Below are 23,384 nucleotides of genomic sequence, written 5' to 3' on the forward strand. Positions count from 1 at the left end.
CGGCGTAGCCTGAATCTATGGACTCCGAAGTCCGGTATCTTAGGCTCCGCACGGGCATCACGGTGCCGTGCCTCGTCCACGGCGACGCAGACGCGAAACCAGTGCTGCTGCTGCACGCGTGGGGCGAATCCCGCAACAGCTTTGACCGCGTGATACCCCTACTGACCGGCTTCAGGGTCTACGCGCCTGACCTCCGCGGTCAGGGCGAGGCAGACAAACCGGAGGGCGGGTATTCCCTCGCGGACCAGGCTGAGGACGGCGCAGCGATCCTGGACGCCCTCAACGTGCCGAGGGCGTTCGTCGTAGGCTCCTCGAGTGGTGGCTACGTCGCCCAGCAGCTCGCCATTGCCCATCCACAAAAGGTCGCGGGGCTGGTACTGGTGGGTGCTCCCCTCAGCCTCCACGGACGGGTCCCCTTCGCAGACGAGGTGGACGCCCTGACCGACCCCCTCGACGAGGACTGGGTACAGAATTCCCTGACCTGGTTTCCCCTGCTGCACGAGGTCCCGGCCCGGTACATCGAGGACCGCGTGCGTGACGGTCTCAGGATGCCCGCCCGTGCCTGGAAAGGCATCCTGAATGGCCTATGCGAGGCCATACCGCCCACGGAATCAAGCACCATCCACGCCCCCACGCTGATCCTGTGGGGCGGCCAGGATGGTCTGCTGCCACACCGCGACCAGGAATCCTTGGCCGCCAGGATCCCCGGCTCAGTTCTGAAGGTCTACCCCGATGTGGCGCACCTGGTGCTGTGGGAGTGCCCGGACCAGGTGGCAGAAGATGCGACGGCGTTCCTCGGTTTCCTCGACTGAGGCTCGGCGTTGGTCAAGCCCGGTCCAGCGACGGCGTCATTTAGCCCGAACCTGGCGGACCAGCGCGGACCGGACAGGCAGAAATCGCGGTTGCGCATTGGATCCTTAGGTGGCTGAAGATGAAGGTCCGGCACCACGAAACTTGTGCGATTCCCCTGGATTGCAAAATCAGTAAGGAATTCGTAGGCGCAATTCGTTGGAGAAAAAGTCCAAGACACGGCTGACCTCCGGAATTCCCCTGCGTCGGCTACCTCCTGAGTGCCCCGCCCAGCACCACGTTCACCGGCTCCTGCCCGGCCTGCAGCAACCCGATCTGCTTCCGGATCAGCCGCGCCATCCGCGGCAGCATGGCCGTGCTCGCCCCGCCCACGTGCGGGGTGATCAGGACGCCGGGCACGGTCCACAGGGGGTGGTCGCGCGGCAGCGGTTCCGGGTCCGTGACATCCAGGGCGGCCCGGAGCCTGCCGGACGACGTCTCGCGCAGCAGAGCCTCGGTGTCAGCCACCGGCCCACGCGCCACGTTCACCAGCAGTGCCCCGTCCGGCATCGCCGCCAGGAACCGGTCGTCAACCAGGTGCCGGGTCTGCTCGCTCAGGGGAACGCTGACCACCGCAATGTCGTGCAAGGGCAGCTGCTCGTACAGGGAGTCAATCCCGTAAATCCTGCCGCTCTCATCCTCGCGGCCGCGGCTGCCCAGCCGCGTCACCTCGGTCTCGAACGGCAGCAGCCTGGCCTCAATCGCCGTCCCCACTCCCCCGTAACCCACCAGGAGCACGCGCCGGTCGGCAAGGCTGGGGCGCTGGGAGTTGTCCCAGGTTCCCGTCGCGGCATTGCGCACAAAGTCAGGGATCCCCCGCTGGCTGGCGATGATCATGCCTAACGCAAGTTCCGCCGTCGACGTCTCATGCACGCCGGCGGCGTTCGCAAAACGGCACCCCGCGGGCAGGACTGCCGCAACGCCGTCGTACCCGATCGACTGGCTCTGCACCAGCCCCACGTCGACGGAGTCCAGCACCGTCAGCGCCCCCGCCCCGCCCATGTAGGGCGGAACCACAATGTCGAACTGCTCCGCCGGTGCCGGGCCGGTCAGGTCCCACAGGAAGAGTTCGACGTCGGCAGACGGCTCAAGTGCCGCCATCAGGTTCTGGCGGGGCAGACTGACCCGTAGTTTCGGCGATGCGGGCAAAGCGGACATGGGTGCTCCTTCTCTCGGCTCACCTGACAGTTAACCAGCCCTGCCGGTGACAGGAACGCATCACGTACTGGTGCCCGGGCTAGCGGTCGGTCTTGACCACCGTGAAACAGCACGGCCGTCGAATCAATTTCCAACCGGAGCCGGGCTGGCCAGGAGCATCCCGGGAAGGACATCGCAGAGCCATGCCATGATCTGGTCGTGGCTCCAACCGCGCTCCGCGGCGAGCAGGTTGTAGGTGCTGTCGCCATAAACGGTCATGAACGCGTCGGTCAGCTCGTCGAATGACCGGTCGTCCCGGAGCGGCCCCTTAGCCGCCAGTATCGCCAGGACCTGGCCGAACCCGTCCCTGCGGAGGGCCTCATGATACTGGTGGGTCCGGCGCACTTCGTCGTCGGTGAGGGCGGCAGCGCGGAGCACTTCGGCAATGGCTGCGGCGCGGGCAAAAACGCCGCCGGCGCCACGGATAAAGATCCGCAGAGCCTCCACCGCGCCGGGCTCACCCACCATTTCCGCCCACCACGGCTGGGCCTGCGGCGGGCGGGGATCCTCTTCACCGAGGACCGCGGCGTCAATGACGGCACTGATCAGTTCGGGCTTTGTATGGAACACGAAGTACACGGTCTGCGAGGCCACTCCCGCACGGGCAGCGATGCCCGCCATGGTGGCCCCATGGAACCCGCGGGCAATAAATTCCTGGTGCGCCGCCTGAATGATCTTGCGCCTTGTGGCGTCCGCCTTCTTCCTGCGGATGCTCTTGACGGGTCGTGTCTCCGGGTCCATATTTGGAGTATCTCACTAGAGCGTTACTTCAGTGAAATTCATAGACAAGGAATGTGTCATGAAAACGCAGACCCAGCACTCCTTCCCCACCATCCGGGCCGCTGGCATGCTCTGCTTTTGGGCTGGCGTTCTGGGTGCAGCCTCGGGTGTCCTTTTAGCCTTCGTTCAGCCCGCGGTACCTGAAAATCAATGGAGCTACCCCCTTAACGTCACGGCCTTCACCGCCATTCAGGTGTGGTTCGCCCTGCAGCATATGGGCCTCCTGCTCGGCCTGCTTGCCCTGGGGTGGACCGGAGCTCTGGGTCAAAGCACTCTTGCACGCATCGGACATCCCGTTGCCGTCGCCTGCATGCTCGGGTTCGCAGTGACGGAACTCGCGGCCATTGCGGCCGCCCACGACACCACAGACTCGCCACTCGTAGGTTTGCTTGGCGCAGCATATGGCGTCTTCAGCCTTCTGCTCGGTGCCGCCCTGGTGCTGGAGGGCATCTCCGTTCTGAAGGCCAAAGTCTGGCAGGGCTGGCGGCGCTGGATTCCGCTCACATTGGGCGTGTGGGTCTTTGTTCCCATGCTCCCGGCCCTGGCACTGTCCTTCGTTGGCGCCAGGTTCGCGATAGCCGGCTGGATGCTCCTCTTCGCGGCCCTGGGCTGGGCACTGATGAGGCATTCCGAGGGCACGGCCCGGAAAAATCCGGAGCCACGACAGGGCGGCCGGAGCCAACGCCCTTCCTTGCCCAACCCGGCGCCGTAATACGCCTCGTAAGGAAAGAACCGCATGCGTACATACCGCGCTCAAAGTGGAGGGCTCACAGCAGTTGGCACAATCTGCGGGATTGCCTGGGCCGCGGGTTTCCGGGCTTACATGGTGGAGCTCGCGGGGCCGGCATCCACCTTCGGCTGGTGGGGGACGTTCGGCGCGATCCTCCTGCCGGGCGCCATTGCGGGCGGCCTGCTGGGCTGGGCGGAAGCACTCCGGCGCACCGGCGGCCGGCGCGGATGGCGCTGGCTCGCCCTTGTCCCACTCGCGTTTGCCGTCGGCCCGATGCTGATGCCCGGCGCGGTTGCCGCCCTCCTGACCCAAGGTCTCGGCGGAGGGGCGATCGCCGTCGCCCTGATGGCGCTCGGCGGGGGGTACGCCCTCTCGCGTCGGGGTCCGCTCTGGGGCAGGCTGGTCTCCGGCCTCGCCAGCGGAGCACTCCTCGCAGCACTTGCGCTCACCGGCCCCGGAATCGCGGGCCCTGCGCTCGCCCTCACCGAACCGCGCGGCGCTTGGGTTGCCGTATTGGCGACGTCGTTCGTTGTTGTGCTGGCCCTCGCCTCGTCGATCCCGCACCGGCCCATCGTTACAGTCACGGACCAGGCCCCTTCAGGCCGGACCGTCCGTCCCGAATCCGGCGTGGCCCGGTAGTCCGCCCGATGCCGCGCTGCTACCCGTGCGTGACTGCAGCACCCACAAGCCCGAACAGCGTTCCGGCCGCGATGGCAATCAGGGCGCGCCTCCACGTTGGATAAAGCCAGCGGACTGCGAAAACGGCCACGGCAAGGATGAACCCGTTCACGACGCTCATAGTGACCGCCAACCATTCGGTTCCCGTGGGTAACCCCGAAACCTCCGCCGCTGCAACCGCTGATCCCGCACCAGGCAAGACCCGCCACCAGCCACGGGGGAAGGCTCAGCAAAACTGCCAGAGGTACCGTCCACCAGAGGTTCCGAACGTTCCGAGTGACCCCGCGCATTGTCACGCCCGGACCCTGAGGCAGAGTGCCAGGAATGCCGGCGGCTGGCACCGGCTTCCGGACGCTCAGGATGATCCGCCGGAAAAGCGCTGCGTTGACCACCGCAAGGAGGACGTATCCCAGGTAGAGGACCGCCGTCGGGCTCACCCCGCCCGACGATGGCGGACGCGAGAAATCAAGGAGGAAGCCAATGGCGAACTACGCCGCCGAAACGGGCAGCGTCAGAACCACCACGGACCGCATCAGCCACTCCCTGACCGTCGCATCCAGATCCAGGTCGAGGGAGCCGGTAAGGAGCGCAGCGGCAACAACGGCAACCGTCACCGACAGATAAACGACGACGGCGATCTTGGCCCAGTGCGGTAGGGACCTTTGACCCGGCCACGACCCTGTCCGCATGGTCACCACCCGGCCCGCGCCGACCGGACCATCCGGATTTCGGGCAGCTCTTCCCACTCGGGTGGCAGCAGCCCACGCTTGCCGTCAGGGCGAAAGCCGTGTTTAAGGTAGAAAGCCAGTGCCCGGGGATTGCTCTCCAGCACCCAGAGATATGCCGGACTCTCACCGATGGCTGCGCTCAGCAAAGCGGCCCCCAGCCCGCTGCCGTGCGTCCGCCGGAGCGTGTACAGCGAATACAGCTCCAGCGCCTCGGGGCCGTCCTCATCCCGTCCGGGACCCGCGTCGGAGAACCCCACCACTTCATGGTTGGCGTCCACGGCGATGATCCGCGGGTCGCTGCCGGCCAGGAATGGTCGGCGACGTTCCACACGTTCGGGAATGCCGGCCCGCCGGGTGCGGAAGAACTCCGCTGACAGCTGGTCCCGGTAGGTCTCCTCGTGGGCCAGGGTGTGCATGCGCACCACCGTCTCAGCGTCCTCGGGAGTGGCCTGCCGGATGAGAAAGTCCATGGTCAACAGCCTAGCCAGTTGCTACTTGACCCAGCGGTTTGAAAACGCGAGTTTGGCCAGGTCCCCCGGGAGGACGGTGGGCGAATCGTCAAAATCCTGCAGCGCTTCGTACAGGGTGACGAACTGCTGCGTCTGTGCCTCGGTGGTCTGGACCGAAACCGGGTCCCAGTCGCCCGGATTGGGTTTGGGGTCCGGCCCGGCCGGTTCGCCGGCAGCCTTGACGGACATAGCATGCGCTGCCCGGGTGACCGCCAGCATGCTCAGGTACGGCCCCTCGAGCGGCAGGAAGCCGCCCATCGCGAGCGCCCCGACTCGGTCGGTGTGCAAAACGGTCGACGCCGGCGGCATCGGCAATTGCCAGCAGATCCTTCGCGATGCTCTCCAGAATGAGGTTAGGTCCCAGGCCCAGGTAACCGCCCCATTGGCGCAGTGCCTCCGCCTCCGCCGTCGTGTGCGGCGCCAGGCTGACCGGCAGGAGGATGGCAGGCCCGTCTCCCTGAACGGTGCCGGGGATGGTGGAGCCGTCATGCAGAACTGCCTCAGCTGTGTCCATGGTTCCCCCTTCCTCCGCGGTATTCAGAGAGGGTATCCCCGTTCGTTGACACGCCACTACGGCGGACGTGTACTTAAAATGGCGCCTGCGAAGCAGAAGCCAAACCACAAAACGCACACCACGAAGCGGCCCACGCTTCCGTGAGGCCGCCCCTAACAAATGGAGGTCGAAATGGGACAGGCACGCGAGGTCATGGACCGCTTAACCACGGCCATGTCAACAAAAGACAAAGAGACGCTGGCGGCGTGCTACGCCGAGGACGCCGTCGCTTTCACCCCTGATGAAGGCGAGATCACCGGGCGGGAGGGAATCAGCAACTACCTCTACCACTTCTGGGAAGCACTGCCGGACGTCACGTATGAGTACGCCGATAAACATGAGGCCGGGGATGTGGCCATCGATGAGGGTTTCGTCACCGGAACCAACACCGGGCCGTTGAGCTTGCCTTCCGGGGAAAACCTTCAGCCCACCGGCAAGCACATCAGAGTCAGAAGCTGCGACATCGCCAAGGTGGAGGGTGGCCTGATTACATCTCACCACTTCTACTTTGATCAGATGGATTTTTTGGGACAGCTCGGACTGCTTCAAGAGTCATTATTGAAACACTGAACCACTGTAGTGCCAGGGACCAGCCCACCGGCTGGTCCCCGCTCAAGGGAACGCCTTGCCGGTTCCAGACCCTATGTCAGGATCTCCGCGCGGCGCAGCCGGATGATGCCGGCCGGCGACGGCGTCAATCCCCGCCGGGGAAAACGGGAAGACGGAGAGGTGCTTTGCTGCCCGGACGACGCCCAGAAGTGGCTTTCCCTCAAATTTCATGGCGGGCATCCCGTAGCTCATCCCCTCCACAGCTTCGGGCACCAACGTCCGGGCAATGTCGATCACATGTTGCAGGCAGCCGCGGTCCGGCTCAGACACGTCGGCCAAGGAATCGTCAACGGCGCCCATGGCGGCCATTCTGTTCCCGAAGCGTGAGGCGGGGTGATTGCTGCTAGGCCTCGGTCTTGGGATACTTCCAACAGGTCTCCCTTCATCAAGGATTGAAGCCATGGACTACGTCAAAGATCCCCGCGTTGACCACTACATCGAAGCCCTCCCGGCCTGGCAGCAGGTCATTTGCCAACAGGTCCGGGGGCTGGTTCACACCGCCGATCCCGACGTCGAAGAAACCATCAAACGCACCGTACAGCCCTACTTCGTCCTGCAGGGCAATATCTGCGCCTTTCTCTCGGCGAAGGATCACGTCAACGTTTTCCTGTACGACGGCGGCATCGTCCCGGATCCGCACAGCATCATTACGGCCGGGCACAACAACAAGACCGGCCGCACCGTTGCGTTCCACGAGGGTGAGCCGGTGAACGAGGAAGCCCTGGTGGCGATGTTCCGGGCGATCATCGCCAACAACCGCGCCGGCGGCTGGCGGAAGATCAAGGGCAGCCAGTAGCCACCAAGGGGCCGCACCTGCCTTCGCGGCAGGTGCGGCCCCTTGGTGCGCCAATAGTCCTGCGGCTTGCTACTTGCGCTGGGTGAGGCTGAGGATGTTGCCTTCGCTGTCCAGGAACCAGGCGCCCTTTCCCCAGTCATCATCAATCACGCCGTTCTCCGTCTTCAGGCCGGGCAGGTCGTAGTCTTCGAAGACGACGCCGCGGCCCCGCAGTTCCTCCATCTCCCGTTCGAGGTTGTCCGTTTCCCAGCCCATCTGGGTGTTCTTGGCCGTCCCGGCATTTTCTGTCTGGTAAATCAGGAAGCCCGTCCCGTTGCCGCCGCGGTACAGCAGGCTGTCGTCCTCCATGGAATCGGACGGTTCCAGCCCCAGCTTGTCCCGATAGAAATCCTTCGCCCTGTTGATGTCCTTCGCGGGAAGGACGGCCATGATCGATGAATCCTTGAGCATGATGATTTCCTTTGTGCCTTGTTTCGCGTTGGTGGCGATGCTCTCCCCCGGTGGCGGACCCGGAACCTCGTTGTCCGGTGCCGCGTGGCCGCCCCTTGCGCCAAGTGCCAGAGCGGCCACCTGGGACCCTCCTGCGCCGCGCCAGCCATCATCGGCGCGAGGGTCCCCGAAGCCTATGTGGCCATTATGGAACTGAAAGGGCGCCTGCGGATATAGGGGATTTCAACCGCTTCGGGCGGCCCTCCCGGAGGCCCCCACGGCTGCCGGGAACAAGTGTGGCGTCTGGTGCTCCTTTTGTTGGCGCACACTTAGCAGGTGCGTACTTTTGGTGTTGAAGAAGAATTCCTGATCGTTGATCCCTCCAACGGCAGTCCCCTGCCCCTGGCCGCAGATCTGGTGCGACTCCAGGACCCGGGCGAGACGGCGGACCCTTCGAGGCACCCGATGCTCGCCGTCGAGCTTCACCAGGAACAGATCGAAGTGATCACCCACCCTCACATCACCCTGAGCGGGCTCTCCGCCGAGATCCTGTCCGGCCGCGCTCTCGCGGACTCGCTTGCCCGAAAAGCGGGCGCCAGGATCGCCGCCCTCGCCACGTCCCCGCTGGCGGTGACACCCCATTCCACCAGCAACACCCGATATGACGCGCTGCTGGAAAAGTTTGCCCTCACGGCCCGTGAGCAACTGACCTGCGGATGCCATATCCATGTCTCTGTCGACTCCGATGAGGAAGGCGTCGCGGTCCTGGACCGCATCAGATCCTGGCTTCCGCCGCTGATGGCGTTGAGCTCAAATTCCCCGTTCTGGGACGGCGCTGACAGCGGCTACGCCAGTTTCCGCACCCAGGCCTGGAACCGGTGGTCCTCGGCCGGGCCGACGGAAATCTTCGGCTCGGCGCAGGCCTACCACCAGCGGGTGGCGGACCTCGCCGGCACCGGCGTAGTCAACAACCCTGATTTTGACGCCCGCCTGTCTGCCCGCCACCCCACCGTGGAGATCCGGGTGTCCGATGTTTGCCTCGATCCCCGCGACACCGTCCTGATCGCCGCCCTGGTGCGGGGCCTGGTGGAGACCGCTGCCCGGGAATGGAAATCTGGCCAGGCACCGGACCTGGTTTCGGCCATCATCCTGCGCCAGGGGTCTTGGCTGGCCAGCCGGTGGGGAATCCAGGGCGAGCTGCTCCACCCGCTGACCCACAAGCCGGAGTCCGCACGCAATGTCATCGCCGCGCTCCATAATCATGTCCGCGACGCCTTGGTCGAGGCGGGCGACGCAGCCTACGTCGAGGAATCCCTGCACCGGATCTTCAGCAACGGAACCGGCGCCAGGCTGCAGCGGCAGGCCTACGCGCGCCACGGCAGGCTGGCTGACGTGGTGAGCGACGCCGTCGTAATTACCCACCAGGAACCGGCCCTCTCCGACCCCTTAGGTGACGGTTTCTCAAGCCGGAGCCAGGGGACCCTGGCCAGGCGGTGACGTAGCCGCCGCGAGCCCTTGGTCTCGCGGCGGGTGGGCCGGGACCCCGCGGGATAATGGAAGTATGAGTACACACGACCCGGACCCCTGGGAGGAGTTCGACAGGCAAAAGCCCGCAGTCCCTGACCGGGTGGCAGGCTACCCCGGCGGCGAACCGGTGGGCTTTGGCTTCCGGACGGGTGTGCGCAGCGCCAAAGTGGCCCTCGGCTTCGCCGTGTACGCGCTGGCGCTCGGCACCACGCTGGTCCTCACCGGCGCGGTGGTCTTCATCGCCCAGGGGCAGTGGCTGCTGCTCGGGCTGATGGTGCTGATCGAGGCCGTCTTTGTCTATGCGTTCATCCGGCTGGCACGCCAGGCACGCAACCGCCGCGCCTCCGGCTAGGCGGGCTTCTGGACGGGCAGTATGGCTAGGACCGCGCGGCGCGGATGGCCCGGCCCGCAGCGGCGCCGGCAGCCAGGATCACCGGGACCAGGCACATCAGGGTGACCAAGGTGTTCGGACGGAACGCCGCGCGGCCCGACGCTCCGATACACACCCAGCGGCAGCACCATCCCGCCGCCACCCCCGCCGGAGGCACCGTCACCAGCTTCGCCGCCGCCCCCGAACCCGAAGGACACCAGGGCAACCGGGATGATTTCCTCCCCGCCCACCTGGACGGCCGGGCCATAGGCCTTGGTGACGCCGATGTTTTTGAAGGTGTCCACAAAGGACGAAAAGGTATCAGACATAACTTCACCGTAGGCGCGCGGCGCGGCGATCACCATGGGTGGGCGGCCGGCGTCGGGCCTCCCCCCCCAGCGAGCCGCGCATTGCCGCGGGGCCCTGCCTTTGTAATACTTCGGGGATGTCTGCTCCCTCAGCCGCGTTCGCCGAGAACGCCATCCACCAGCCCGTCCGCGCCCAGTTCGAGGCCTTCATTGATGACCACCGGAACATGCTCAATGCATGTCTGGAGGGTCTCACCGAGGAGCAGGCGCGCCGGTCGCTGGTGGCATCCCGCACCACGCTGCTGGGCCTGGTTAAGCACGCGATCATGGTGGAGAAGGTCTGGTTCGACGAAGCCATCACGTGCCGGTCGCGCCCAGAGATCGGCATCCCGGCCACGCCGGACGAGTCGTTCATCCTCACGGACCAGGACACCATCGCCAGCGTCCGGCAGGCTCACCGGGAGGCTTGCGAGGCATCACGCCACGCGACGTCGTTGTTAGATCTCGACGACGTGCTCCGCGGTAACCGCCGCGGCCCGCTCCCCCTGCGCTGGGTATACCTGCACGTGCTGCGCGAACTCGCCCAGCATTGCGGGCACGCAGACATCCTTCGGGAACAGATCCTCAACGGCTGACGCCGGGCAAGCGCCAGCGTCGGCCCGCCGGGTCAGGCTTTGTTGGCCATCGCGGCCGCCGAGAGCGCAGCGAGTGACTGCGTAAGATGACATGCGGCCATCATCGGCGGACTTGGCCGGTAATCACTCAGTCCCGCATGTGGCGTTCACCAAGTGTTCCGGAACCCGAAACTTGGCTTGCATACTGTCACAGGGTCGACGGCCGGAAGTACGGCCGCACCAGTGAAAGAGGCAACCATGACCACCGGACTCCATCAGTACAACCTCAGCCGGAGGGCCGCGCTGGCTGCTGCCGGAACGCTCGGCGCGCTGGGACTCACAGTGGCCGCAGCCGCCGGAAGCAGCGCGGCCCCGGGTCCGAAGGCACCCAAGCCCAGCCTCGCCTTCCGGACCGACGGCCGCTTCAAGGTGGTCCAGTTCAACGACACCCAGGACGACGAGCAGACGGACCGCCGCACTATCGAGCTGATGGATAAGACCCTGGACGCGGAGAAGCCGGACTTCGTGGTGATCAACGGTGACGTGATCAACGGCGGCTGCGATTCCGAGCTGGAGGTCAAGCAGGCGCTCAACCACGTGGTCCAGCCCATGGAACGCCGGCAGATCCCCTGGGCCATCACGTTCGGCAACCACGACGAGGATTCAGCAACCCGGACCGGCATGACCGAGGCCAAAATGCTGCAGTTCCTGCAGACCTACGAATTCAATATGAACAGCGACTCCACCCCGGGCCTCACCGGGACATCGAACTCGCTGCTCCTGGTGCAGTCCGCCAAGTCCAAGGCACCGGCGTTCGGACTCTGGCTTATCGACACCGGCCGGTATGCTCCGGATGCCATCAACGGACAGGATTTCGAGGGCTACCCCGACTGGGACTGGGTACGCATGGACCAGGTCACCTGGTACCGCAACCTCTCTATCGCCACCGAGCAAAAATACAGCAAGAAGGTCCCCTCCCTCATGTGGGGCCACATCGCGCTCCACGAGCACCGCAACATGTGGTTCGCCAGCCTCGACACGCGGACGGACGCCGATCACGCCCGTGCCGTCACGAAACACAACATCGTTGGCGAGCGGAACGAGGACGAGTGCCCGGGCCCCATCAATTCCGGCCTGTTCAACGCCTTCCTGGAGCGCGGGGATGTGCTGGGCTACTTTGTGGGCCACGACCACGTCAACACGTACGTGGGCAACTACTACGGGGTGCAGCTTGGTTATGCGCCCGGAACCGGGTTCGGCGCCTATGGGCTCTCCGGCGCCGAACGGAACCGCCTGCGCGGGGCCCGTGTCTTTGAGCTGGATGAGAACCACCCCGGAATCTACAAGGACACCCGGCTGGTCTTCGCCAAGGACCTGGGCATCGACCTCACGGCTAACGACCAGCCGATCGTTCCGCAGCCGCTGGATCCGCGGCAACTCTAGCGTGGACCATACACCTGGCAGAGGCGGTGCCCCCACATGAGGTGGAGGCACCGCCGCTTTGGTGAATCACCCGCCGCCGGCGCCCGCCACCAGGTCACCCGGCTCCAACGCACCAAACCCGGCAGGGGCTCAGTTGATGTATCCGTTCGGGTTGAGGACGTACTTGGTGGCCGCGCCGGCGTCGAACTCGGCATAGCCCTTGGGCGCGTCCTCAAGGCTGATCGCCTTGGCGTTGACGTTCTTGGCGATGCTCACCTTGTCGTGCAGGATGGCCATCATCAGCTGACGGTTGTACTTCATCACCGGACACTGCCCCGTAGTGAAGCTCAGCGACTTCGCCCAGCCCGTGCCCAGGCTCAGGCTCAGCGCACCCTTCTTGGCCGCCTCGTCCACACCGCCGGGATCACCTGTGACATAGAGCCCGGGAATGCCCAGGGCCCCGCCGGCCGCGGTGATCTCCATCAGTGAATTCAGAACGGTTGCCGGGGCCTCCTTGGCGTCATGGCCGTGGCCGCGGGCCTCGAAGCCCACCGCGTCAACGCCGCAGTCCACCTCCGGAACACCCAGGATCTGCTCGATCTGCTCCGCCGGTCCGCCCTTGCTCAGGTCAATGGTTTCGCACCCGAAACTGCGCGCCTGCTTCAGCCGTTCCTCGTTCAGATCCCCCACAATCACGACGGCGGCACCCAGCAAGTGAGCGCTGGTGGCCGCTGCGAGGCCAACAGGTCCGGCCCCCGCCACGTATACCGTGGAGCCCACGCCCACCCCGGCCGACACCGCGCCGTGGAAGCCTGTGGGGAAGATATCCGAGAGCATGGCAAGGTCCAGGATCTTCGCCATAGCCTGGTCCTTGTCCGGGAACTTCAGCAGGTTCCAGTCCGCGTACGGGACCAGCACGTAGTTGGCCTGGCCGCCCACCCAGCCACCCATGTCGACGTAGCCGTAGGCGCTGCCCGGACGGTCCGGATTAACGTTCAGGCAGATCCCGGTTTTGCGTTCCTTGCAGTTCCGGCACCGGCCGCAGGCGATGTTGAAGGGCACCGAACAGATGTCCCCCACTTTAATGAACTCGACGCCGGGACCCACCTCCACCACTTCGCCGGTGATCTCGTGCCCCAGCACCAGGTCGGACGGGGCGGTGGTGCGTCCGCGGACCATGTGCTGGTCAGAACCGCAGATGTTGGTGGCCACGGTCTTGATGATGGCCCCGTGGGGTACCGTGCGCCCCACGTTCGCCGGGTTGACGCCCGGCCCGTCTTTGAGTTCAAAGGTGGGGTATTCGATATCGATCAGTTCCACCTTGCCGGGTTCCTTGTAGGCAACGGCTTTGTTTCCTGACATCCTGCTTTCCTCTCCTCGGCACGGCGCGCCCTCGTGGGGTAGCCGTGAGTTGTGAAGTGTTGCAATGGATCCCCCAAGGTGCAGGGCCTGCCCGTTGCTTGAGCAGCTGGATGTTTCCTGAAGTTGGGAGGTCCGGCCAGTGTAGGCACGGCGGCTCCGAGGGGTCTAGGGTCAAGAGCCCTAAGGTTTCTCCTCCCGCCAGTGCCGGGTCAGGCCCGCGCCGTATCAGGCCCGGGCAGGATCAGGCCCGGGCGGCCAAGGCCGCGTCCAGGAACTCCAGGTGCGCCGGCGTGGTAGCCACCGTTGCTGCGGCATACTCCGGGTGCTTGCCGAGGTACTTCTTGATGAACGGGCATACCGGGACGATGGCACGCCCCTCGTCAGCCGTTTCATCGAGCGCCACCTTGGCGAGCTTGCCCGCGAGCCCCTGACCGCCGTATTCCTCGTTGATCACCGTGTGGTAGAAAATCCGCTGAGGTGAGCCGCCGGCGTCGTACTCCTTGTACACGGCTTTACCAATAACGTTCCCGCCGGTCAGCACTTCGAAGCGCTGCCGCTCCAGGTTGTGGCGGATGGTGACATCGTGCACGGGATCTCCTCGGTTCGGCTTCCGGTACAGCCTAACCCCGGCACCCCGCCCTATTTCGATCCCGTCTAACAGGCCAGATCGAGCGCTTTCACGGCTGCTTCGGCCATCTCGAGCGACCGCCAGTCATCGAAACCAACTGGATCCGGGACGGGTGCACGGGCCACCGCCATGGCCACCTGCCGGGACCCGTCCGCGCTGATCAACGCAAGCGCCGCGTATCCCCGCACCACCCCGACATGGCCGAAGTAGTCATTGTTGGAGCACGAGTCGTACTGCCTGACGAGTCCAAGGCCGAACGTTTCGTATTTTGGCTGATGCATCTCCTGCACGCTTTGGAGCGTCAGCAAGGTCCCTTTCTGCAGGGCCGCGAAATAGGTGTTGAGTTCGGGGACCGTGGAGATCATCCCCGTATCGGGGGAACCTGCGTGGAACGGAGCCAGCGTGTTGTCCGCCAGCTCGCCGGTTTCCGTCCGGGTGTAGCCGTGGAGCAACCTCTGTGGGCCAGGCTCGTCCCCCGTCATGAGTGTGTCCTGCAGGGCCAAAGGCTCCACGTTGTCGGTGTGAATGACAGCTCCTATGTCCTGGCCCCGCAACTTCTCCACAAGGAGGGCCAACGCCGAATAATTGGTGGCGGAGTAGCTATAAAGGCTGCCCGATCCGCCGGTCCAAGGCATGCCCGCTACAAACGACACACGTTCCTCATGCGTGAAGGGCCCGTTCCCTATGTGGATGGGCGAAACCCAATAGTGGGGCATCCCGGACCGGTGGCTGAGCAGGCTGCGTATGGTGATGGGTCCGGGCGGCTTGATGATGCTCTCGAAGTCCGGCAGATATTTCTGGATGGGGTCATCCAGCCGGACTTTTCCTTCCTCCACCAGCTTCATGACCGACACCGCCACCATGGTCATGGTGATGTCACCGATATGGGTCTGGTCGCTCAACTGCACGGGTTGCAGGGTCTCAAGGCTGCGGACGCCTTCGGCCGAGGACCATTCGCCCAGCCTTGATTTCAACTGGATGATGACCGCCGTCGCTCCTCCGGCGCGGATCTCCTCGCTGTACTTTTCCAGCACTGCCACGAAAGCCCGCTCCTTCGGGGCCGTCGCCGTCGCCGTGGATTGAACGGACGGGGTCCGCTGCTCAGGCGGCTCGGGGGCACTGGTGCAGCCTGCGAGCGAGCCCACCAGCGCGGCCGCTGCCACGGCGGCCGCAAGGCGGGAGGAGCTGGAACCATGAACGGCTGCCTGCATCCCACGTCCCTTCACAGGGCCGGTCAGTAACTGGACTCCCAAGAGGCCGCCAACTGCACCGGCACCTTCGATGTTCCTCACGGCAAAACGGACTGTCAAGGAAGCTGCGGCAGCCCGGTGACGTAGCCGCCTTGGCCTTGTAGTGTCGTGGGCAATGGGCAAGGACTCCCCCTGCCGCCCACGAGCAGCGAACCGGGAACTTAGGAGCGAACATGGCTGTTGACGAGAACGAAGCGCAGGTCCTGGACCAGTGGACCCACCGGCTGGCCCAGGCACTGCAGATCCTGGACCTGCACGTGGATCAGGAGCTCCTTCTTGACCTGGCCAGGAAGTCCGCCGGCTCGGTGATCCATGCGGCCGCACCGGTGACGACATTCCTGGTGGGTTACGCAGCCGGGCTGGCCGCCGGCAACGGCAGCGCCGGGTCCAAGGCCGAGTCGACGGCGGCAGTCACCCAAGCGGCCGACGTCGCCTTCCGACTGTGCGAGGACGGGCACGACGGCGGCCCGGCGGCTGAGGGCTGGGCGGACACCGGTCAGTAGCGGGTTTCGCTCCCCACCTGCTCCCTTTCCTCGCAAGCTCGGTTAGGGAACCCTGCGGCGTGGCCCCAGGCTCAACCACCGGAACCCGTCTCGACCACCGTTAACCGGCAACCGGCTCGAGCCTTACGATCACGGCCTTCGACGCCGGCGTCTGGCTGCCCTCGGCCACACTGTCCAGCGGCACCAGCACGTTGGCCTCCGGGTAGTAGGCTGCCGCGCAACCAGCCGCAGTGGGGTACGAGACCACCCGGAAATTCCGCAGCACGCGCTCCACGTTGTCCAGGTACACGCCGTGGATGTCCACGTGCTGACCGTCGCTGAGTCCCAGTTCAGCGAGGTCTTCCGGGCTGACAAAAACCACTTCGCGACCCTTCTTGATACCCCGGTAGCGGTCGTTGTTGCCGTAAATGGTGGTGTTGAACTGGTCGTGCGAGCGCATGCTCTGCAGGATCAGCGTTCCGGCCGGCCGCTCCATATGTTCGAGCTCGTTGACAGTGAGCATGGCCTTGCCCGTCGGGGTGGTGAACGTCCGCGAATCCCGCGGCCCGTTCGGCAGCACAAAGCCGCCGTCCTGCCGGATCTTCCGGTTGTAGTCCTCGCAGCCGCTGACCACGTGGGAGATGTGGTCCCGGATGAGGTCGTAGTTCTTCTCGAACCCGGCCCAGTCCGCCAGCACTGAGCCACCCACCACTTTTTGGGCCAGCCTGCTGACGATGGCAACCTCGGACAGTAGGCCCGGCGCCACCGGTTTCACCGTTCCGTGCGAGGCGTGGACTGCGCAGACCGTGTCCTCCACGGACACAAACTGCGGACCGGATTCCTGCATGTCAATCTCCGTGCGGCCCATCGTGGGCAGGATCAGCGCTTCTGCCCCGGTGACGGTGTGCGAGCGGTTGAGCTTAGTGGAAATCTGGACCGACAGCTCGGTGTTCTCCATCGCCGCGAACGCTGCGTGGGTGTCCGAAATGGCTCCCACGAAGTTACCGCCCATGGCCACGAAAACCTTGATCCCGCCGTCGCGCATTTGCCTGATGGTTTCCACGGCGTCGACGCCGTGTTCGCGCGGCGGTTCGAAACTGAATTCCTTGCCGAGGGCGTCCATAAAGGCCGGCGGCATCTGCTCCCAGATGCCCATGGTGCGGTCGCCCTGGACGTTGCTGTGCCCGCGGATAGGCGACGCGCCGGCGCCGGGCTTGCCGATGTTGCCGCGGAGCAGCAGGAGGTTGATGATCTCCTTGATGGTGGCCACCCCCTTCTTGTGCTGGGTGATGCCCATGGCCCAGGTGATGATCACCTTCTCGGCCCTGAGGTAGCGGTCGGCAAGTTCGTCGATCTCATCTGTGCGCAAACCCGTGGCCGCCAGCACGGCAGCCTCGTCCAGCTGGGAAAGGTGCTCGCGGAGTTCTTCCAGGCCCTGGCAGTGCTCGGCGAGGAAGGCGTGGTCCAGCACGGTCCCCGGATTCGCAGCCTCGGCGTCGAGGACCCGCTTGGAAACTGCCTGGAGCAGGGCCATATCCCCGCCGATGCGGACCTGCAGGAACTGATCGGCGATCTCCGTGCCGCGGCCAATGATTCCCTTGACCTTCTGCGGGTTCTTGTAGCGCATCAGGCCCGCTTCCGGCAGCGGATTCACGGCCACAATGCTGGCGCCGGCTTCCTTGGCTTCCTCCAGCGCGGTCAGCATCCGCGGGTGGTTGGTGCCCGGGTTCTGGCCCATCACAATGATCAGGTCCGCCTTTGCGAAGTCATCGTAGGAGATGGTGGCCTTGCCGATCCCGATGGTCTGGCCCATCGCCCAGCCCGAGGATTCGTGGCACATGTTGGAGCAGTCCGGCAGGTTGTTGGTCCCGTAGGCCCGGACAAACAGCTGGTAGAGGAACGCGGCCTCGTTGGAGGTCCGGCCGCTGGTATAGAAAGCGGCCTGGTCCGGGCTCGGCAGTACCTTGAGCTTGTCCGCCGCGATGGTGAAGGCCTGCTCCCAGCTGACGGGACGGTAGTGGTCCTCCCCCGCGGGCTTGTGCACGGGCTCGGTGAGGCGCCCCTGCATCCCCAGCCAGTACTCGGACCGCTGCCGCAGCTCACTGACAGGGTTCTCAGCCCAGAATTCGGGGCCGATCACCACCGGGGTGGCCTCCCAGGTGACCGCTTTGGCGCCGTTTTCGCAGAACTCGAACGTCTTCCGGTGCCCGGGGTCCGGCCACGCGCAGCTCATGCAGTCGAAGCCATCCTTCTGGTTCAGCGCCAGCAGGGTTTTCCCCGTCCTGGCCACGCCCATGTGCTGCAGGGCCGGCTCCAGGGAATGGTAGACGCCCGGGACGCCGGCGGCCCACGTCTTCGGGTGGCCGCTGACCTCGATGTCAGCCTCGTTGGCCTCTTCCACGCGCGGATTCTTGCGTGCCACGTTGCACTCTCCTTGGTTCAAGCTCTCACCGTCAACGCACCGATGTTCCCCGGTGTGACGGTCCGAGTCCACCCTTATTGAGGGGGTCATCCAAGTGAAGCAGGACTAACGGCAAACGCCTAGGTAGGGTGGACAGATGGACGTCCCCCCTTTTGTCTGGACCCTGACCATCGTCGGAATCGTGGGCCTGCTGGCCTTCGATTTCTTCTTCCATGTCCGGAAGGCCCACACACCCACCCTCAAGGAATCGGCCATCTGGTCCTCCATCTATGTGGGTATCGCCCTCTTATTTGGCCTAGGCGTGCTGTTATTCGGCGGCACCACCATGGGCACCGAGTACTTCGCCGGGTACGTCACGGAGAAGGCCCTGTCCGTGGACAACCTCTTTGTGTTCCTGATCATCATGGCCAGCTTCAAGGTCCCCCGCGCGGACCAGCAGAAGGTGCTGCTGTTCGGCATCGTCTTCTCGCTGATCGCCCGGACGGCGTTCATTTTCCTCGGCGCCGCCCTGATCAACAGTTTCGCGTGGGTGTTCTACATCTTCGGCCTGATCCTGCTGATCACCGCAGGGAACCTGCTCAAGCCGGATAATCACGACGACGACGCGGAAGGTTTGGTGGTCAGGCTCGCCAAAAAGTACCTCCCGGCGTCGGCCCATTACGACGGCGACAAACTCTTCACCCAAGAGAACGGCAAACGCGTCCTCACCCCGATGCTCCTGGTAATGGTGGCCATCGGCGGCACCGACATCTTGTTTGCGCTGGACTCCATTCCCGCCATTTTCGGCCTCACCCAGAACGTCTTCATCGTCTTCACGGCCACCGCGTTCTCGCTGATGGGCCTGCGCCAGCTCTTCTTCCTGATCGATGGGCTGCTGGACCGGCTCATCTTCCTTGCTTACGGCCTCGCCGCCATCCTCGGCTTCATTGGCGTCAAGCTCATCCTCCATGCCCTGCACGAGAACACCCTGCCGTTCATCAACGACGGCGAGCACGTCAACGTGGTGGAGGTCAGCACCGGTGTTTCCCTGACCGTGATCCTCGGTGTCCTGACGGTCACCGTTCTGGCCTCGATCTTCAGCCCCAAGGGCAAGGCCAAGACCGCGGTGTCCGGCGCCAAACGGCACGCCACCGAGTACCTGGATCTTAACTACGAGACGGACATGGCTGAACGGGACAAGCTCTTCGCCCGGATGGTGCGCGAGGAAGACCAGCTCCGCAGCCTGCCGGAGAAGTACAAACGGCTCATCCGCAACGAAACCGAATTCATGGACCTCCTCCGCAAAGCCCACACCGAGCATGACGAAGCCCAGGTGCGGGCAGACCAGGAGTAGCCGGGGCCTGACTGTCAGCCCCTCTTGCTAGATTCAAACCAGCGCCAGGGAAACTGTCCTCCGGCCAGGCACGTCAATGGGGAGGCCCCGTGTTTCTGCTCGATCCAGCCAGCGCTGATCCCGGGACCGTTGGTCCCGGCTCCGGCACGCCGCAGGACCTGGTGTTTTCCGCCAGCGATCTTGTGGCAGCCAGCGAATGTGAGTACCGCACGCTCCGCATCCTGGACGAGAAACTGGGCCGGTCCCCCAAGGCGCAGTTTCCCGACGACGAAATGCAGCGCCGTGCCGGGGCGCTCGGTGACAAGCACGAGGCCAAGGTCCTGGCTGGCCTGATCGCGCAGTATGGCGAGTGGGACGCCGGACGCGGCGCCGGGGTGTACTCGATCGCGCGTGGGGAGAACACGCGCGGCGAGCTGCTGGCCAGGCACGCTGAAACGGAACTCGCGCTCCGTGCCGGGGCCGACGTCGTCTTCCAGGCAACCTTCTTCGACGGCGAGTTCCTGGGCTACGCGGACTTCATCGTCAACGAGGCAGCAGGCACTGGAAACCCTGGACGCTACGAGGTGTGGGACACCAAGCTGGCACGGCACGCCAAGGTGGGCGCGCTGCTGCAGCTTGCCGCCTACGGCGACCAGCTAATCGGCATGGGCCTGGAACCGTCGCCTCGGGTCACGTTGGTGCTGGGCGCCGTGGTGGACGGCGATTACGTCCGCAGCCACCACTCCCTGCCGGACCTGCTGCCGGTCTTCCGCGAGCGCCGCGACCGCTTCCGTGCCCTGACAGCCGCCCACCGGGAGGCCGGCTCGGCGGTGCAATGGCAACAGCCCGGCGTAGCGTTCTGCGGGCGGTGCAACTACTGCGCCGAGCAGGTCCAGTCCCACCGCGACCTCCTGATGGTGGGCGGCATGACCACCCTCCGGCGGAAGAAACTCATCGCCGATCACATCACCACCATCGACGCGCTGGCCGATCTCCCGGCAGGCAAGGCCAACGGCTCGGTGGTCCGGCTCCGCGACCAGGCCAGAATGCAGCTTGGCCGGGACGTTCCGGACGGTTCCCGCACCTTCGCCAAGGACGGCGAGGAGCACACCGTCACGTTCAAGGTGCTGCCGGAGAATGCCTTGGCAGGGATTCCGCAGCCCAGCCCCGGCGACATTTTCTTCGACTTCGAGGGCGATCCCCTCTGGCAGGACCCCACCACCAGCAAGTGGGGGCTGGAGTACCTGTTCGGCGTGATCGAGGCGCCGGATGCTGCCGCGCTCGCAGTGGGCAAGCCCGCCTTCCGGCCCTTCTGGGCGCATTCGCGCCACGAGGAGCGGCAGGCTTTCCTGGACTTCCTCGGCTACGTGGAAGAGCGCCGCGCCAGGTACCCGGACATGCACGTCTACCACTACGCTGCCTACGAGAAATCGGCACTCCGGAACCTGTCCGTCACCCACCTCGCCGGCGAGGACATTGTGGACAACTGGCTCCGCGAAGGCGTGCTCGTGGACCTCTACGCCACCGCCCGGCATTCGCTCCGGATCTCCGAACCGTCCTACTCCATCAAGAAGCTTGAGCCCCTGTACATGGGCGAAAACCTCCGCTCCGGGGACGTCAAGGACGCCGGAGCGTCCGTGGTGGCGTATGCCGGATACTGCGCTGCCCGGGACGACGGCGACGCCGCCACGGCCGCACACATCCTGGCTTCCATCTCCGACTACAACGAGTACGACTGCCTCTCCACCCTCCGCCTGCGCGACTGGCTGCTCCAGCTCCGCGGAACGGCCCCCTCAAGCGCGGCGCCCACTGGAACGTCCGACGGCGGGCGGCCAGCACCGTCGTCGTCCGCTGCTGCGGCCCCGCCACCGCTTCCGGAAACGGAGCCAACACCGGACGAGCGCCGCCTGCAGGCTTACCTGACCGGGCTACCGGACGACCGGACTTGGAGCAACGACGAACGGGCCATCGCCATGGTGGCCGCGGCCACGGGATACCACAGCCGCGAGCGCAAGCAGTTCTGGTGGGAGCACTTCGACCGCACCGAGTCCGAGATCGACCACTGGTCTGAGCACCGCAACGTGTTCGTTGTGGATACCGCGGACATACTGACGGACTGGGAGCTCGCAAAGCCTGCGGCCCGGATGCGCACCCGCACGCTGAGGCTGACGGGAGTCATGAGCGAGGGTTCGGAGTTCAAGCCCGGGAGCACCTGGTGCCGGCTCTACGACTCCCCTGTCCCTGATGGCCTGGACGATCCGCTGGGCACCACCACGGGCCGCGGGTTCACCTTTGGCACGCTGGTGACCGCGGTGGAGGACCACCCGCGGGTTGCCGGCCAGACCATGATCACGATCGAGGAACGGGAAACAGGAAAGGTCCCCGCTTATCCGCACATCCCGGCGGCGCTCACCGAGGACCAGCCGATCCGCACCGCCAGCATCGAAGCCGCCCTGGCCGAGCTGGCGCAGAGTGTCGGTGCCTCGGTGCCCACGCTTCCGGAACATCCCGGCGTCGACATCCTGCGCAAGGTTCCGCCGCGCTTCCATTCGATGTCAGGTCCCGCACCCGTCGGAAAGGACGTCTACGGTGCAGCGGACTACGTCACGGCGATCACCGCCACCCTGATGGACCTCGATCATTCATACCTTGCCGTGCAGGGCCCTCCCGGGACGGGCAAAACCTACGTCGGCTCGCACGTCATTGCCAGGCTGGTGGAGCAGGGCTGGAAGATCGGGGTGGTTGGGCAGTCCCACGCGGTGGTGGAGAACATGCTGTGCACCGCGATCGAAACCGCCGGTCTGGATCCGGCGCGGGTGGCGAAGAAGCTGGCCACCCCGCACCCGGTGCTGTGGCACCGCACGTCCGACGACGACGTCGCGGCCCTGCTGGGCTCCGCAGGCGGCTGCCTGGTGGGCGGCACCGCCTGGACCATGACGGGCAAGTCCGTCCCCGCAGGATCCTTGGACCTGCTGGTCATTGACGAGGCCGGCCAGTTCTCACTGGCCAACACCCTGGCCGTGGCCCGTGCCGCCAAGCGCCTCCTGCTCCTCGGTGACCCGCAGCAGCTGCCGCAGGTCACGCAGGGCTCGCACCCGGAGCCCGTGGACGAGTCGGCCCTGGGCTGGCTCGCTGCCGGGCACGCCACGCTCCCCGGCGAACTGGGCTATTTCCTGGCGGACAGTTGGCGCATGCACCCGGACCTGTGCCGGGCCGTGTCCGTCCTCAGCTACGACGGAAAGCTCAAGGCTGCGCCGGCGGCATCCCTCCGCGGCCTCGCGGAACTGCCGGCCGGAGTGGAAACAGTCTTTGTGGACCACAGCGGGAACACCAAGTCCTCCGCTCAAGAAGCTGCCGAGGTGGTCCGTCAGGCCCAGCGGCACATCGGGCTGAAATGGCTTCCCGGCGACGACAAGCCGGCCAGGCCACTGAACCCGGAAGACATCCTGGTGGTGGCCGCCTACAACGCCCAGGTCCAGCTGATCCGGCAGGCCCTGCACGACGCCGGCCTGCCGGGTGTCCGGGTGGGCACTGTGGACAAGTTCCAGGGCCAGGAGGCGCCGGTTGTCCTGGTGTCCATGGCCTGCTCCGCGGTTGCCGAAGCTCCGCGCGGGGCCGAATTCCTGCTGAACCGGAACCGGATCAACGTGGCCGTGTCACGGGGCCAGTGGCGTGCCGTGATCATCCGCTCCCCCGAGCTCACCAATTACATGCCGGCCAAACCGGCGGCACTGGAGGAACTTGGCGCCTTCATCGGCCTCAGCGCGGGTATCCACGGCCGCGCAACACCCTGAGAAACCGTGTTCTCACCGCTGAATCAGGGTAAGTT

25 protein-coding genes are annotated in these 23,384 nt (G+C 65.3%); 12 read left to right on the forward strand and 13 right to left on the reverse strand.

Annotation, left to right across the window (positions count from 1 at the left end):
• Positions 1-17: 17 nt before the first annotated feature.
• Entirely contained in the window at positions 18-812 is a 795-nt protein-coding gene (locus ACZYZ4_RS14285) for an alpha/beta fold hydrolase (protein WP_463861908.1), read from the forward strand.
• Positions 813-1,059: 247 nt separating this feature from the next.
• Here ACZYZ4_RS14285 and ACZYZ4_RS14290 read toward each other — a convergent pair whose 3' ends face one another.
• Both ACZYZ4_RS14290 and ACZYZ4_RS14295 read right to left on the reverse strand, forming a co-directional pair.
• Positions 1,060-2,007, reverse strand: coding sequence for a 2-hydroxyacid dehydrogenase (locus ACZYZ4_RS14290; protein WP_463861909.1), 948 nt, complete (start codon positions 2,005-2,007; stop codon positions 1,060-1,062).
• Positions 2,008-2,130: 123 nt separating this feature from the next.
• A complete protein-coding gene (locus ACZYZ4_RS14295; protein ID WP_463861910.1) occupies positions 2,131-2,787 on the reverse strand; it encodes a TetR/AcrR family transcriptional regulator in 657 nt (218 codons plus the stop codon).
• Positions 2,788-2,845: 58 nt separating this feature from the next.
• Between ACZYZ4_RS14295 and ACZYZ4_RS14300 the strand changes: the two genes are divergently transcribed.
• Both ACZYZ4_RS14300 and ACZYZ4_RS14305 read left to right on the forward strand, forming a co-directional pair.
• Entirely contained in the window at positions 2,846-3,538 is a 693-nt protein-coding gene (locus ACZYZ4_RS14300) for a hypothetical protein (protein ID WP_463861911.1), read from the forward strand.
• A 24-nt stretch (positions 3,539-3,562) separates the two neighbouring features.
• Positions 3,563-4,195 (forward strand): hypothetical protein, encoded by a 633-nt coding sequence (locus tag ACZYZ4_RS14305; RefSeq protein ID WP_463861913.1) that lies wholly within the window; start codon positions 3,563-3,565, stop codon positions 4,193-4,195.
• Positions 4,196-4,214: 19 nt separating this feature from the next.
• Here the strand turns inward: ACZYZ4_RS14305 and ACZYZ4_RS14310 are convergent, their stop codons facing one another.
• The 4 genes from ACZYZ4_RS14310 to ACZYZ4_RS14325 form a co-directional block, all read right to left on the reverse strand.
• Positions 4,215-4,355 carry a hypothetical protein gene (locus tag ACZYZ4_RS14310; RefSeq protein WP_463861915.1) on the reverse strand — a complete coding sequence of 47 codons (141 nt, stop codon included), beginning with the start codon at positions 4,353-4,355 and terminating at the stop codon, positions 4,215-4,217.
• Positions 4,356-4,722: 367 nt separating this feature from the next.
• On the reverse strand, positions 4,723-4,923 hold the full coding sequence (locus tag ACZYZ4_RS14315; RefSeq protein WP_463861917.1) for a hypothetical protein: 201 nt from the start codon (positions 4,921-4,923) through the stop codon (positions 4,723-4,725).
• A gap of 2 nt (positions 4,924-4,925) precedes the next feature.
• Positions 4,926-5,432, reverse strand: coding sequence for a GNAT family N-acetyltransferase (locus ACZYZ4_RS14320; RefSeq protein ID WP_463861918.1), 507 nt, complete (start codon positions 5,430-5,432; stop codon positions 4,926-4,928).
• 21 nt (positions 5,433-5,453) lie between these two features.
• On the reverse strand, positions 5,454-5,786 hold the full coding sequence (locus ACZYZ4_RS14325; RefSeq protein WP_463861919.1) for a hypothetical protein: 333 nt from the start codon (positions 5,784-5,786) through the stop codon (positions 5,454-5,456).
• A gap of 370 nt (positions 5,787-6,156) precedes the next feature.
• On the opposite strand from ACZYZ4_RS14325, the gene ACZYZ4_RS14330 reads away from it, so the two are divergent.
• Positions 6,157-6,594: a nuclear transport factor 2 family protein gene (locus tag ACZYZ4_RS14330; RefSeq protein WP_463861921.1), complete on the forward strand. Its 438-nt coding sequence runs from the start codon at positions 6,157-6,159 to the stop codon at positions 6,592-6,594.
• Positions 6,595-6,636: 42 nt separating this feature from the next.
• Here ACZYZ4_RS14330 and ACZYZ4_RS14335 read toward each other — a convergent pair whose 3' ends face one another.
• The gene (locus tag ACZYZ4_RS14335) at positions 6,637-6,933 is read right to left on the reverse strand and encodes an iron chaperone (RefSeq protein ID WP_463861923.1); all 297 of its coding nucleotides are present in this window, start codon (positions 6,931-6,933) and stop codon (positions 6,637-6,639) included.
• A 100-nt stretch (positions 6,934-7,033) separates the two neighbouring features.
• Here ACZYZ4_RS14335 and ACZYZ4_RS14340 point away from each other — a divergent pair, with 100 nt between their 5' ends.
• Complete coding sequence (locus tag ACZYZ4_RS14340) at positions 7,034-7,429, forward strand: DUF1801 domain-containing protein (protein ID WP_463861925.1); 396 nt, start codon at positions 7,034-7,036, stop codon at positions 7,427-7,429.
• A 69-nt stretch (positions 7,430-7,498) separates the two neighbouring features.
• Here the strand turns inward: ACZYZ4_RS14340 and ACZYZ4_RS14345 are convergent, their stop codons facing one another.
• Positions 7,499-7,879, reverse strand: a complete 381-nt coding sequence (locus tag ACZYZ4_RS14345; RefSeq protein WP_463862013.1) for a VOC family protein — start codon at positions 7,877-7,879, stop codon at positions 7,499-7,501.
• A gap of 315 nt (positions 7,880-8,194) precedes the next feature.
• Here ACZYZ4_RS14345 and ACZYZ4_RS14350 point away from each other — a divergent pair, with 315 nt between their 5' ends.
• Both ACZYZ4_RS14350 and ACZYZ4_RS14355 read left to right on the forward strand, forming a co-directional pair.
• Positions 8,195-9,355 carry a glutamate--cysteine ligase gene (locus tag ACZYZ4_RS14350; RefSeq protein WP_463861926.1) on the forward strand — a complete coding sequence of 387 codons (1,161 nt, stop codon included), beginning with the start codon at positions 8,195-8,197 and terminating at the stop codon, positions 9,353-9,355.
• Positions 9,356-9,419: 64 nt separating this feature from the next.
• Positions 9,420-9,737: a hypothetical protein gene (locus ACZYZ4_RS14355; protein ID WP_463861927.1), complete on the forward strand. Its 318-nt coding sequence runs from the start codon at positions 9,420-9,422 to the stop codon at positions 9,735-9,737.
• Here ACZYZ4_RS14355 and ACZYZ4_RS14360 read toward each other — a convergent pair.
• Positions 9,734-10,084 carry a hypothetical protein gene (locus tag ACZYZ4_RS14360; protein ID WP_463861928.1) on the reverse strand — a complete coding sequence of 117 codons (351 nt, stop codon included), beginning with the start codon at positions 10,082-10,084 and terminating at the stop codon, positions 9,734-9,736. The genes ACZYZ4_RS14355 and ACZYZ4_RS14360 overlap by 4 nt on opposite strands.
• Positions 10,085-10,200: 116 nt before the next feature.
• Between ACZYZ4_RS14360 and ACZYZ4_RS14365 the strand changes: the two genes are divergently transcribed.
• Both ACZYZ4_RS14365 and ACZYZ4_RS14370 read left to right on the forward strand, forming a co-directional pair.
• Positions 10,201-10,698, forward strand: coding sequence for a DinB family protein (locus tag ACZYZ4_RS14365; RefSeq protein ID WP_463861929.1), 498 nt, complete (start codon positions 10,201-10,203; stop codon positions 10,696-10,698).
• 237 nt (positions 10,699-10,935) lie between these two features.
• A complete protein-coding gene (locus ACZYZ4_RS14370) occupies positions 10,936-12,120 on the forward strand; it encodes a metallophosphoesterase family protein (protein WP_463861930.1) in 1,185 nt (394 codons plus the stop codon).
• Between the two features lie 129 nt (positions 12,121-12,249).
• On the opposite strand, the gene fdhA is transcribed toward ACZYZ4_RS14370, so the two are convergent.
• The 3 genes from fdhA to ACZYZ4_RS14385 form a co-directional block, all read right to left on the reverse strand.
• On the reverse strand, positions 12,250-13,461 hold the full coding sequence (fdhA, locus tag ACZYZ4_RS14375) for a formaldehyde dehydrogenase, glutathione-independent (RefSeq protein ID WP_463861932.1): 1,212 nt from the start codon (positions 13,459-13,461) through the stop codon (positions 12,250-12,252).
• A 241-nt stretch (positions 13,462-13,702) separates the two neighbouring features.
• Entirely contained in the window at positions 13,703-14,050 is a 348-nt protein-coding gene (locus ACZYZ4_RS14380) for a GNAT family N-acetyltransferase (RefSeq protein WP_463861933.1), read from the reverse strand.
• Positions 14,051-14,115: 65 nt separating this feature from the next.
• A complete protein-coding gene (locus ACZYZ4_RS14385; RefSeq protein WP_463861934.1) occupies positions 14,116-15,300 on the reverse strand; it encodes a serine hydrolase domain-containing protein in 1,185 nt (394 codons plus the stop codon).
• 212 nt (positions 15,301-15,512) lie between these two features.
• Between ACZYZ4_RS14385 and ACZYZ4_RS14390 the strand changes: the two genes are divergently transcribed.
• A complete protein-coding gene (locus ACZYZ4_RS14390; protein WP_463861936.1) occupies positions 15,513-15,842 on the forward strand; it encodes a DUF6457 domain-containing protein in 330 nt (109 codons plus the stop codon).
• A 100-nt stretch (positions 15,843-15,942) separates the two neighbouring features.
• Here ACZYZ4_RS14390 and ACZYZ4_RS14395 read toward each other — a convergent pair whose 3' ends face one another.
• A complete protein-coding gene (locus ACZYZ4_RS14395) occupies positions 15,943-18,243 on the reverse strand; it encodes an FdhF/YdeP family oxidoreductase (RefSeq protein WP_463861938.1) in 2,301 nt (766 codons plus the stop codon).
• A gap of 136 nt (positions 18,244-18,379) precedes the next feature.
• Between ACZYZ4_RS14395 and ACZYZ4_RS14400 the strand changes: the two genes are divergently transcribed.
• The gene (locus ACZYZ4_RS14400) at positions 18,380-19,576 is read left to right on the forward strand and encodes a TerC family protein (protein WP_463861939.1); all 1,197 of its coding nucleotides are present in this window, start codon (positions 18,380-18,382) and stop codon (positions 19,574-19,576) included.
• A gap of 89 nt (positions 19,577-19,665) precedes the next feature.
• The gene (locus ACZYZ4_RS14405; protein ID WP_463861941.1) at positions 19,666-23,349 is read left to right on the forward strand and encodes a TM0106 family RecB-like putative nuclease; all 3,684 of its coding nucleotides are present in this window, start codon (positions 19,666-19,668) and stop codon (positions 23,347-23,349) included.
• Positions 23,350-23,384 lie beyond the last annotated feature (35 nt).

This window comes from Pseudarthrobacter adonitolis (assembly GCF_055412845.1).

Excerpts from the sequence above, each read along its gene's own strand:
- ACZYZ4_RS14285 (WP_463861908.1), top strand. The coding sequence starts at position 18 with ATGGACTCCGAAGTCCGGTATCTTAGGCTCCGCACGGGCATCACGGTG.
- ACZYZ4_RS14290 (WP_463861909.1), bottom strand. The coding sequence starts at position 2,007 with ATGTCCGCTTTGCCCGCATCGCCGAAACTACGGGTCAGTCTGCCCCGC.
- ACZYZ4_RS14295 (WP_463861910.1), bottom strand. The coding sequence starts at position 2,787 with ATGGACCCGGAGACACGACCCGTCAAGAGCATCCGCAGGAAGAAGGCG.
- ACZYZ4_RS14300 (WP_463861911.1), top strand. The coding sequence starts at position 2,846 with ATGAAAACGCAGACCCAGCACTCCTTCCCCACCATCCGGGCCGCTGGC.
- ACZYZ4_RS14305 (WP_463861913.1), top strand. The coding sequence starts at position 3,563 with ATGCGTACATACCGCGCTCAAAGTGGAGGGCTCACAGCAGTTGGCACA.
- ACZYZ4_RS14310 (WP_463861915.1), bottom strand. The coding sequence starts at position 4,355 with ATGAGCGTCGTGAACGGGTTCATCCTTGCCGTGGCCGTTTTCGCAGTC.
- ACZYZ4_RS14315 (WP_463861917.1), bottom strand. The coding sequence starts at position 4,923 with ATGCGGACAGGGTCGTGGCCGGGTCAAAGGTCCCTACCGCACTGGGCC.
- ACZYZ4_RS14320 (WP_463861918.1), bottom strand. The coding sequence starts at position 5,432 with ATGGACTTTCTCATCCGGCAGGCCACTCCCGAGGACGCTGAGACGGTG.
- ACZYZ4_RS14330 (WP_463861921.1), top strand. The coding sequence starts at position 6,157 with ATGGGACAGGCACGCGAGGTCATGGACCGCTTAACCACGGCCATGTCA.
- ACZYZ4_RS14335 (WP_463861923.1), bottom strand. The coding sequence starts at position 6,933 with ATGGGCGCCGTTGACGATTCCTTGGCCGACGTGTCTGAGCCGGACCGC.
- ACZYZ4_RS14340 (WP_463861925.1), top strand. The coding sequence starts at position 7,034 with ATGGACTACGTCAAAGATCCCCGCGTTGACCACTACATCGAAGCCCTC.
- ACZYZ4_RS14345 (WP_463862013.1), bottom strand. The coding sequence starts at position 7,879 with ATGCTCAAGGATTCATCGATCATGGCCGTCCTTCCCGCGAAGGACATC.
- ACZYZ4_RS14355 (WP_463861927.1), top strand. The coding sequence starts at position 9,420 with ATGAGTACACACGACCCGGACCCCTGGGAGGAGTTCGACAGGCAAAAG.
- ACZYZ4_RS14360 (WP_463861928.1), bottom strand. The coding sequence starts at position 10,084 with ATGTCTGATACCTTTTCGTCCTTTGTGGACACCTTCAAAAACATCGGC.
- ACZYZ4_RS14365 (WP_463861929.1), top strand. The coding sequence starts at position 10,201 with ATGTCTGCTCCCTCAGCCGCGTTCGCCGAGAACGCCATCCACCAGCCC.
- ACZYZ4_RS14370 (WP_463861930.1), top strand. The coding sequence starts at position 10,936 with ATGACCACCGGACTCCATCAGTACAACCTCAGCCGGAGGGCCGCGCTG.
- fdhA (WP_463861932.1), bottom strand. The coding sequence starts at position 13,461 with ATGTCAGGAAACAAAGCCGTTGCCTACAAGGAACCCGGCAAGGTGGAA.
- ACZYZ4_RS14385 (WP_463861934.1), bottom strand. The coding sequence starts at position 15,300 with ATGCAGGCAGCCGTTCATGGTTCCAGCTCCTCCCGCCTTGCGGCCGCC.
- ACZYZ4_RS14390 (WP_463861936.1), top strand. The coding sequence starts at position 15,513 with ATGGCTGTTGACGAGAACGAAGCGCAGGTCCTGGACCAGTGGACCCAC.
- ACZYZ4_RS14400 (WP_463861939.1), top strand. The coding sequence starts at position 18,380 with ATGGACGTCCCCCCTTTTGTCTGGACCCTGACCATCGTCGGAATCGTG.